We start from the raw sequence: 8,864 nt of genomic DNA, 5'->3' as shown, positions 1-8,864 counted from the left end.
AGTGGTGGTCTACCCATGGTCAAACTCTCCGCTCAGGACTCAATCAATGGTCCTGCCACAAAGTCTGACGCGCGACAGCGGGCTTCAAGCAGTGGCAGCAGTTGGATCGGTCGGTCGCGGGACAGTCCGGCTACATGATCTACGCCCCGGTGATGGGGCGTTTCGCGTCCAAGAACCCGTCCGATCCGATGTCGTGGCGTCGCCTGACGCAACGAGAGAAGCCGGCGGCGGGCGAGGTGGTCCGCTCGAAGATGGTGAACGTGAAGCCTGCCTACGTGTGGGACGTGTCACAGACGACGGGAGCGGAGATCCCGGAACGGCCAATGCCACGGCTGCTGGAAGGGGAGGCGCCGGCGGGACTCTGGACGGGGCTTGCCGGCCAGGTGACGGCAGAGCGCTTCACCCTGGCGGACGCCGCTGGAGCGTCGGCGATCATGGGCGCAAACGGGATGACCGACTACGAGAGCCGCGTCGTCACCGTCCGGGCCGACATGGACGACGCGGCCCGCGTGAAGACCCTCGCCCACGAGCTCGGGCATGTGCGCATGCACGACCCTGCCGAGTCGGTCACCCATCATCGGGGCATCCGGGAGGTGGAGGCGGAGTCGGTGGCGATGATGATCGGCGCAGCGCACGGCATGGACACCAGCGACTACACGATCCCCTACGTCGCGTCCTGGGCATCGTCGGTGGCTGACAAGGAACCGGTCGACGTAGTCCGCGAGACCGGCGAGCGGGTGCGTCGCGTCGCACTGGATATCCTCGACAAGCTGCCCGACACGGGCATCGGCGACGGCTACCCGCCCGGGCTTGACCGGTCCGGTCCGGACGCGGAACGCGAGACGACAACGGAGCGGACGGCGGAGCTGGGCGCGGCGGCGCCCATGCGGTCGACGGCGAGCGTCGACGTGGCCGTACCGGCGTTGTGACGGTGCCTGTGAGCGGGCCGGGTCAGCGCCGGGTGGGCGCATGGGTGGTGGGCGCGTCCATCATCGGCACGGTGCTGCTGGGCGTGGGAGCGTTCTGGCTATCGTTCACCGCGCTCGCGGACCTCGCGTCCCGCGCGGGCACCGCGGTGGGGCTCGCGTGGGTATGGCCGTTGATCGTGGACGGGGTAATCGTCATCGCGACTATGTCGGTGGTCGCCTTGTCACCGTACGGACGGGCGGCGACCCGGTATCCATGGCTGCTGCTGTCCGGGGCGGCGCTGGTGTCGATCACGGCGAACATCACGCACGCCCTGGTCGCCGCCGACGACACCGTGCCCGGCATAGTGGCGGCACTCGTGGCATCGGTGCCACCGATCGTACTGCTTGCGGCCACGCACTTGACCGTGGAGCTGGGCCGCTACCGCCGCGCCGTGCCGACCGTCCGCGAGGATGCCGATGTTGCCCCGGCCACGACCCTGGTGCAGGAGGGAAGGTCAGAGCGTACGCCGGTTCGAGCGTTGACGTCCGGAACAATGAGCACAGCAGTCACAGCGGAAGACACGCGCGCAGCATCATCTACGCCGATCCGGGCGCCCACGGATACGGGCGGGACCGAAGAGGCGATCCGATTGAGTAAGCAGGGTCTGTCGAACCGACAGATCGCGATCGAGCTCGGTGTCCATCCGACGACCATCGGACGGTGGCTGAAATCAGTCGGGAAACGGTCCGAGACCATAGTCGAGAAGGAGGAATCATGAACATGGGTGACGACGAGCGGTACATCCCGCTGAAGCAGGATGGCAGGGATGCGGTAGTGACTGTGGCGTCGGGACGAACGGCGGAGCCGGAGCATGTGGAGACGGCGCAAATGGATTCGGACGCGCTGGCTCGCTTGTCGGACCCGGCGTTGGCGGCGCGTCGAGAGCGCATCGCCGCTCAGGTGAAGGACCGTTCGCGGCTGACGTGGATGCCCGCATCGGAACTGATGCGACACAGCAGCCAACGTGCCGCGGACGCGATCAGTCACGGGCAGGCCAGACTGCACCGGGCTGTGCGGGACGCCACGGTAGCCGGTACAAGGAAGGTGGCGCTGGCCGTCGGCGAGCAGGTACGAGGGTTGGGCACGCCGCGCCCCGTCATCGGGCAACCGCAGCAGAGCGAACCTTTGGTGAGCCGTCAGAGCATCTGAACGGCACCGCGTCGGAGACCGATGCCTTGTGCACTGCGCAGCGAAGAGCCGGTCGGCAGTGTGCGCTTTAAACGCGATGAACGGAGCCGTGATCGCCGGCGCAGCCACGATCATCGCCGTCGACGTGGCGGACAACAAGCTCGAGAAGGCCAAGCTATTCTGTGCCACGCACACCATTAATTCGACCACCACCGATCCGGGGTCGTCGAAATACACCGGATCACCGAACGCGGTGCAGATGGCGCGTTCAATTTCGTCAGAATCCTGCCGTCACCCAGCAGGTCCTGGACATAGTTGGCCCGAGTGAAGGCCTGTACTGTACCGACATCCGCGACCCCACCGCTACAATGCCGATGCAGACGATCGGCCTCATCGGCGCTGAAAAGTGCATCCGGGGCGTCGACATAGGCTCTACTACGCCCGAGCACGACATCTTGCTTTACGCCTACCTCTACGTGCAGGGCCGCTTCCGACCCCACAAGCTCATCTCGAAGGAGATCGCTCTGGACGAAATCGACGCCGGTTGCGACGCGCCGCACGACCCGCGGTCACCCGTGCGGTGATCACTGGCGGACTCGACTGAGATCCATTCCCCCATAAGACGAGCAATGACGACCGACTGATGAGGATTGTCACAGTTGCCCAATGGCCCAGCGCACTGTTCGGCTAATGTCAAGTGGTCAACGATTACTCGGAAGGTGCCGGAGGTGTCCCGTGGCCTCGTCGAAGAGATCTGCGACATGGTCGTCGAACAGCGCGTAGTGAACGTGCCGTCCGTCACGATCTCCGCGGACCACGCTGAGATTCCGGAGAAGTCGTAGGTGGTTTGAGAGCGTCGTCTGTCCGGTGCCGAGCTGCATGCCGAGGTCGGTCACCGTGCTGGGGCGGATGCGCAACACGCTCAGGATGCGCAGTCGGACCGGTGATGCCAGCGCCCGCATGATCTCAGCTAGCCGCTCGGCATCCCCCGCTGACAGCGGAGCAGACGCCGATTCCACCGAATCGGTCATAGTTGACTTCCTCCCTCATGAGCACGATTATCATTCACATACATCACAATATCATGTTCTTGTGATGTATTGTCGAGGCATGACCACCTCGACTGCCACGAACTCGCCCTCCGCCATGGAGGAGCACGCGCACGGCTCCGCCCGATGGGAGCTGTGGTTCGCCGTTGTGGCGGGCATCACCTACGCCGCGGGGATGATCGCAGAGTATGCGGTCGGCCTGCCGCTCATGGGCCCGCCCTTGGTCCTGTTCATCGCCACCTACTTCTTCGGTGGCTTCTTCACTGTCCGCACGGCGGTCACGTCGACATTGCGGGGCAAGTTCGAGGTCGACTTCCTCATGATCGTCGCCGCAATCGGCGCCGCCCTGATCGGGAAGTGGGCGGAGGGCGCGGTGCTGCTGTTCCTCTTCAGCCTCGGCCACGCCCTCGAGGAGTACGCGATGAGCCGCGCCAGCAAGTCGATTGAAGCGCTGGCCGAACTCGCACCGCGGACCGCCCTGGTACGCCGCAGGGACGACGATCCCGTCGAGGTCCCGGTGGAGCAGATCGTGGTGGGTGATGTCGTGGTGGTCCGCCCGAACTCGAGGATCCCGTCGGACGGGTTCGTGATCACTGGGATCTCGGCCGTCGACCAGTCGGCGGTCACCGGTGAGTCGATGCCCGTCGAGAAGGAGCCGGTCGCCGATCGCGAGCGGGCGATACGCACCGTCGATACCCTTCCGGCTGCGAATCGCGTGTTCGCCGGTACAGTGAACGGCTCCGGCGTTCTCGAGGTCGTAGTGTCGGCGACGGCCGCGGACTCGACGTTGAGCAAGGTCGTCGAGCTGGTTCGCACAGCCGATCAGTCCGCGTCACCGACGCAGCAGTTCATCAACCGTTTCCAGCGGTGGTACGTGCCCGCAGTGATCCTCGCCGTGGCCGCAACCCTGCTGATCGCGATGTCCATACTCTCGCAGCCGTTCACGGATGCCTTCTACCTCGCGATGACCGTCCTCGTCGCCGCGAGCCCGTGCGCACTGGCCATCGCGACGCCGGCGGCCGTTCTCGCTGGAGTCGCCCGAGCGGCGCGCGCCGGCGTGCTGGTCAAGGGCGGCGCTCCGCTGGAGACCCTGGGGCGGGTCAGGGCGATGGCCTTCGATAAGACCGGCACCCTCACCTGGGGCAACCCGCAGGTAACGTCGGTCACTCCCGTGGACGGCGTGGACGGGAGCCTCCTCGTCCCCACACTGGTCGCCGTGGAGTCTCTCAGCGATCACCCACTCGCCGCAGCGATCGTCCGCGACCTCGCGGGTCAGGTGTCCGCGGCGGAGCGTGTCGAGGCATCGGATCTCAACGCCGTCGTCGGCCGCGGTGTACGCGCCGCGGTCAAGGGAGAGGTCGTCGAGGTCGGCAACCTGCGGATGTTCGACGAACAGGGTCTCACCCTTCCCTCGTCAGTCGAGGACGCTTACACGGAGGCTCGCGATTCCGGCCAGACGTTGATGATCGTCCGGCGCGGTGATCGGTTCCTGGGGGTCGTCGGCGTGATGGACACCTCTCGCGCCGAGTCCGCGCAGGTGCTCCGCGTGTTGCGCAGTACGAACGTCGGCCAGCTCGTGATGATATCCGGCGATAACCAGCGCGTCGCGGATGCCGTCGGCCGCGAAGTCGGCGTCGATACCGCCATCGGTGAGCTGCTGCCGGAGGACAAGGTCGCGCACATCACTCGCCTCGCCGAAACGCATCGCCCCGTCGCGATGGTCGGCGACGGCGTGAATGACGCGCCTGCGATGGCTCGCGCGGACATCGGCATCGCGATGGGGGCGGCCGGTTCCACCGTCGCGCTGGAGACTTGTGACATCGCGCTCATGAGCGACGATCTGGGGCGCGTTCCGTTCGCCGTGCGTCTGAGCCGTGCGACTAGCCGGATCATCCGTCAGAACCTGATCGCGAGTCTTGCGATCGTCGTCCTCCTGGTGATCGCGACCTTCATCGGGCTGAACATCGGCGCGGTAGTGCTCATCCATGAGGGTTCGACACTCATCGTCGTGGCCAACGCGCTTCGACTCCTCGGCTTCGAGCATGGCAAGGAGCACGCCGGTATCGACCACGAAGACCGCCCCTCGCGTTGATCCTCGTGGGACAAGTCCTAGACATGGTCGATGTCGGGTCGAGTAGCTGACGGAATGCTCATGGAGATCGGATGGTGGATAGGAGCGCTGGCGTTGCCCACTGCTCTCTTGGTGATCATCTTTCTCATCGCAATAGGAGCTCCCCAACGACAGGAAGAGGAAGAATCGCCTTCTCTCGCCGAAGAGTGGGACGATGTGACATACCGGTTTCGAAAAATCGGTGCGTGGGTGCGTAGCCGCTGGCGAGGAAACTCTAGGTAGGCCACTATGCGTTACTCGCAACCGGTCAAGAGTTGCGCGTTCGCGCTCTCACCGCCGCAGCAGCGCTGCTCAACAGAAGACGCACCGTCCGTCATTGACATCACGTAGTCTCACTCCCCCGCCGTTGCGCGGCAGCAGAGAGCTGCCCCGGGTTGCCCATCGTAGGCACCGGTGAGGTTCCTCACTCTGGCGCGCCGCATCCGTATCAGCGCTGTGGGGACTCCTCGCGGGTCCCACGGCTCAGACGCTGCCGAAGAACTTCTTCATCCGGGGCATGCGGCGGATCAGCAGCTGGTCGAGTGCGAGGATGACGATGAGGGACAGGCCGAACAGGGGCAGGAAGATCCCGAGTCCGACCATCACGACGACGAGCAGCAAATTTCCCCAGATCGGAAGCTTTGCGCGGGGTGCGGCCATGCCGGATGCGGTGCCGCGCCTGGCCCACCACATGATCGGCGCAGACATGCACATGAACATCACGGCGAGGCAGAACAAGGTCGACAGGATCGTATTGATGACCCCAAGGCGGCGTCCTTCGTGGACGGCGATGCCCTGTGAAACGATCTGCGCGGTGATGCTGTAGTCGTCGTATCCGTAGGTCCCGACGATCTCGCCGCTGTACTGGTCGACGTGGATGGTGCGTTCAAGGCTTACCTCGGATTCGGCGGGGTTGCCGTTGTCGTTCCACTGGCTCGACATGACGCTGAACACACCTGTCCCGCCGTCGGGGTAGATGATCGAGTACGGCTCGGGGGCTCCCTCCGCACGGGCTGCGGCGACGGCGTCGTCGATGGAGATCGGTGTCGTGCCGACGCTCGTGCTGGTGCCGGTCGGTCCGTTGCCGATGGCCCAGCCGGCTTCGGCATTGGTGCCGCTGGTGCTTTCGATGAGCTCGTCAATCGTGGATTCCGCCCCCGGGCCCTCGCCCCACAGCGAGACGCCGTTGCCTGAGGCGACCTGCTGTGCGACCGAACCCCATACGCCGGTCCAGGGCAGACCGGAGACGACGAGCATCAGGACGCCGAGACCCACGGGCAGGCCCACGATCGCGTGCCATCTGATTCGCCCTGAGTTTCGTTCCGTCCTTTCCTTTTGGAGGATGGAGTTATGCCAGGACCGTATCCGGACGAGTTCCGCCAGCGCGCGCTGCGGATGCTGAGCGAGGCCCGCCCCGATCACAAGACCGATCACGCCGCGATCAAGCACGTCGCCGCGAAGCTCGGCGTCAACCCCGAGACGCTCCGGCTGTGGAAGAAGCGCCTCGATGTGGACGAGGGTCGCCAGCCGGGGACCTCGAGCGAGGCGCAGGCCGAGATCAAGCGTTTCAAGAAGCAGATCGCCGAGTTGGAGAAGGCGAACGAGATTCTGCGGTCTGCGAGCATGTTTTTCGCGACCGAGCTCGGCCGCCCCTCGTCGAGATGATCGCGTTCGTCGACAAGATGCGTGATCGTTTCGGGGTCGAGCTCGTCTGCCGTGTGATGCGGCAGGCCGAGGTGGGGTTCCTCACCGCCCGTGGATACCGGGCCGCGAAAGCACGCCCGGCGTCTGCGCGGCAGTTGCGGGACGAGCTGCTGATCCCGGAGATTCGCCGGCTGCATACGGAAAACTACGGCGTTTACGGGGTTCGGAAGATGCATGCGCTGCTGCGCAGGCAAGGCTGGGTCCTTGGTCGTGACCAGACTGGTCGGCTCATGCGGCTGGCGGGGGTTCGCGGCGTGAAGCGGTCGAAGAAGGCGTTCACCACGAGGCCCGATCCGGCGAACGAGAAGCCGAAGGATCTCGTGCAACGACGGTTCACCGCCGCCGGGCCTCGTCGACTCTGGGTCGCGGACGTGACGTATGTCGCGACGTGGTCCGGGTTCGCCTATGTCGCGTTCGTCACCGACGTGTTCTCCCGCCACATCGTCGGGTGGAACGTCGCCTCGACGCTCAAGGCGGACATCCTGCCGCTCCACGCGTTGAACATGGCTGCGTGGGCAGCGGACGGGAACCTCGACGGGCTGGTCCATCACACCGACCACGGATCGAACTACCTCGCCGTCGTCTACACCGATCGGATCGAGGAACTCGGCGCGACGCCCTCGACTGGAACTGTCGGCGACAGTTTCGACAATGCGATGGCTGAGGCTGTCAACGGGCTCTACAAGACCGAGCTCATCCGTCGCCGCGGCCCGTGGCGCACGGTCGAGCAGGTCGAGCTCGCGACGCTCGAGTACGTGTGGTGGTGGAACAACCAACGCCTCCACGGAGAGCTCGACATGCGTACTCCCGCCGAGGTCGAAGCTGACTACCACGCTGGCCTCGACACACCCTTGGGAACACCCGTTTCCCAAACCGCCCGATAGGAACGAAACTCAGGGCGAATCAATGGGTCTGCGTGCTGATGGCGCTGCCGATCGTTACCTGGGCTGCGTGGCCGTTTCACCGGGCTACGCTCCGCAACCTCCGTCACGGCGCGGTCAGCATGGACACCCTTGTCTCCCTCGGCATCGCCGCCTCGTTCGGGTGGGCGATACTCACCCTGCTGCTGGGGTTCGGCACCACGGAAGCCGCCGGCTACTGGCTCGGGTTCGGTGTCACCCCCGCAGGCGCGGACTCGATCTATCTCGACGTCGCCGCCGGCATGACGACGTTCCAGCTCGCCGGCCGCTACTTCGAGACCCGCTCCCGCCGTAAGGCCGGAGACGTGCTCGGGGCGCTGAACGCTCTCGCCGCCACCCACGTCCGGGTCGTCCGCGACGGCGTCGAGGCGATTGAGCCCGCCACGGCGCTGCGGATCGGCGACATTTTCGTCGTCCTCCCGGGGGAGATCATCCCCGCCGATGGCACTGTCCGTGCGGGCACAGCCGCGGTCGATGCGAGCATGATGACGGGAGAACCCGTCCCCGTCCCGGTCGGCCCCGGCGCATCGGTGACCGGCGGCACGATCAGCACCGACGGCCGGCTGGAAGTGACCACGACCTCGGTTGGCGCGAACACGCAGCTGGCGCAGATGGCGGCCCTCACCGAACAGGCACAGGCACGTAAAGCGCGCGTGCAGAACCTCGTCGACCGCATCGTCACCTGGTTCGTGCCCGCCGTCATCACCCTCGCGATCATCGTCACTGTCGCCTGGACGCTCACCGGAACCCCGTTCGCGCAGGCATTCGGCATCGGGATCAGCGTCCTCATCATCGCCTGCCCCTGCGCCCTGGGTCTGGCGACCCCCACCGCGCTCATGGTCGGCATCGGCAGGGCCGCGACCCTTGGCATCCTCATCAAAGGCCATGACGCCCTCGAAGCCTCCGGTGTCGCGCGTCAGACTTTGTGGCAGGACCATTGATTGAGTCCTGAGCGGAGAGTTTGACCATGGGTAGACCACCACT

At 65.5% G+C, this 8,864-nt stretch carries 10 protein-coding genes and 1 pseudogene; 9 read left to right on the top strand and 2 right to left on the bottom strand.

Annotation, left to right across the window (positions count from 1 at the left end):
- Window positions 1-134: 134 nt before the first annotated feature.
- The 5 genes from GJQ66_RS12005 (at window position 135) to GJQ66_RS11985 (ending at window position 2,681) form a co-directional block, all read left to right on the top strand.
- A complete protein-coding gene (locus GJQ66_RS12005; protein WP_306461822.1) occupies window positions 135-929 on the top strand; it encodes an ImmA/IrrE family metallo-endopeptidase in 795 nt (264 codons plus the stop codon).
- 47 nt (window positions 930-976) lie between these two features.
- On the top strand, window positions 977-1,687 hold the full coding sequence (locus GJQ66_RS15430) for a DUF2637 domain-containing protein (protein ID WP_368732929.1): 711 nt from the start codon (window positions 977-979) through the stop codon (window positions 1,685-1,687).
- A 2-nt stretch (window positions 1,688-1,689) separates the two neighbouring features.
- Entirely contained in the window at window positions 1,690-2,118 is a 429-nt protein-coding gene (locus tag GJQ66_RS11995; protein ID WP_155049596.1) for a hypothetical protein, read from the top strand.
- An 88-nt stretch (window positions 2,119-2,206) separates the two neighbouring features.
- Window positions 2,207-2,425, top strand: coding sequence for a hypothetical protein (locus tag GJQ66_RS14140; protein WP_196215884.1), 219 nt, complete (start codon window positions 2,207-2,209; stop codon window positions 2,423-2,425).
- Window positions 2,426-2,471: 46 nt separating this feature from the next.
- Window positions 2,472-2,681, top strand: a complete 210-nt coding sequence (locus tag GJQ66_RS11985) for a hypothetical protein (RefSeq protein ID WP_155049595.1) — start codon at window positions 2,472-2,474, stop codon at window positions 2,679-2,681.
- A 117-nt stretch (window positions 2,682-2,798) separates the two neighbouring features.
- On the opposite strand, the gene GJQ66_RS11980 is transcribed toward GJQ66_RS11985, so the two are convergent.
- Window positions 2,799-3,128, bottom strand: a complete 330-nt coding sequence (locus GJQ66_RS11980) for a helix-turn-helix transcriptional regulator (RefSeq protein WP_155049594.1) — start codon at window positions 3,126-3,128, stop codon at window positions 2,799-2,801.
- 115 nt (window positions 3,129-3,243) lie between these two features.
- Between GJQ66_RS11980 and GJQ66_RS11975 the strand changes: the two genes are divergently transcribed.
- Window positions 3,244-5,238 carry a heavy metal translocating P-type ATPase gene (locus GJQ66_RS11975; protein WP_230379563.1) on the top strand — a complete coding sequence of 665 codons (1,995 nt, stop codon included), beginning with the start codon at window positions 3,244-3,246 and terminating at the stop codon, window positions 5,236-5,238.
- A 501-nt stretch (window positions 5,239-5,739) separates the two neighbouring features.
- Here the strand turns inward: GJQ66_RS11975 and GJQ66_RS11970 are convergent.
- On the bottom strand, window positions 5,740-6,678 hold the full coding sequence (locus GJQ66_RS11970) for a PepSY domain-containing protein (RefSeq protein ID WP_368732930.1): 939 nt from the start codon (window positions 6,676-6,678) through the stop codon (window positions 5,740-5,742).
- On the opposite strand from GJQ66_RS11970, the pseudogene GJQ66_RS14805 reads away from it, so the two are divergent.
- The 3 genes and pseudogenes from GJQ66_RS14805 to GJQ66_RS11960 form a co-directional block, all read left to right on the top strand.
- Window positions 6,607-6,840 (top strand): annotated as a pseudogene (locus tag GJQ66_RS14805) (transposase); the annotation flags it as partial. The gene GJQ66_RS11970 and the pseudogene GJQ66_RS14805 overlap by 72 nt on opposite strands.
- The gene (locus tag GJQ66_RS11965; protein ID WP_196215881.1) at window positions 6,747-7,844 is read left to right on the top strand and encodes an IS3 family transposase; all 1,098 of its coding nucleotides are present in this window, start codon (window positions 6,747-6,749) and stop codon (window positions 7,842-7,844) included. The pseudogene GJQ66_RS14805 and the gene GJQ66_RS11965, both read left to right, overlap by 94 nt.
- Before the next feature lie 119 nt (window positions 7,845-7,963).
- Window positions 7,964-8,821 carry an HAD-IC family P-type ATPase gene (locus GJQ66_RS11960; RefSeq protein ID WP_230379561.1) on the top strand — a complete coding sequence of 286 codons (858 nt, stop codon included), beginning with the start codon at window positions 7,964-7,966 and terminating at the stop codon, window positions 8,819-8,821.
- The last annotated feature ends 43 nt before the right edge of the window (window positions 8,822-8,864 follow it).

The sequence above is a fragment of the Microbacterium sp. ZXX196 genome (genome assembly GCF_009709595.1).
Taxonomy (GTDB): Bacteria; Actinomycetota; Actinomycetes; order Actinomycetales; family Microbacteriaceae; genus Microbacterium; species Microbacterium excoecariae.
Note: the sequence above shows the minus strand (reverse complement) of the source record. Positions and strands in the feature narration are given on the sequence as shown.

Bases quoted from the DNA above. Each gene is read 5' to 3' on its own strand.
- GJQ66_RS12005 (WP_306461822.1), top strand. From the start codon at position 135: ATGATCTACGCCCCGGTGATGGGGCGTTTCGCGTCCAAGAACCCGTCC.
- GJQ66_RS11995 (WP_155049596.1), top strand. From the start codon at position 1,690: ATGGGTGACGACGAGCGGTACATCCCGCTGAAGCAGGATGGCAGGGAT.
- GJQ66_RS11985 (WP_155049595.1), top strand. From the start codon at position 2,472: ATGCAGACGATCGGCCTCATCGGCGCTGAAAAGTGCATCCGGGGCGTC.
- GJQ66_RS11980 (WP_155049594.1), bottom strand. From the start codon at position 3,128: ATGACCGATTCGGTGGAATCGGCGTCTGCTCCGCTGTCAGCGGGGGAT.
- GJQ66_RS11975 (WP_230379563.1), top strand. From the start codon at position 3,244: ATGGAGGAGCACGCGCACGGCTCCGCCCGATGGGAGCTGTGGTTCGCC.
- GJQ66_RS11960 (WP_230379561.1), top strand. From the start codon at position 7,964: ATGGACACCCTTGTCTCCCTCGGCATCGCCGCCTCGTTCGGGTGGGCG.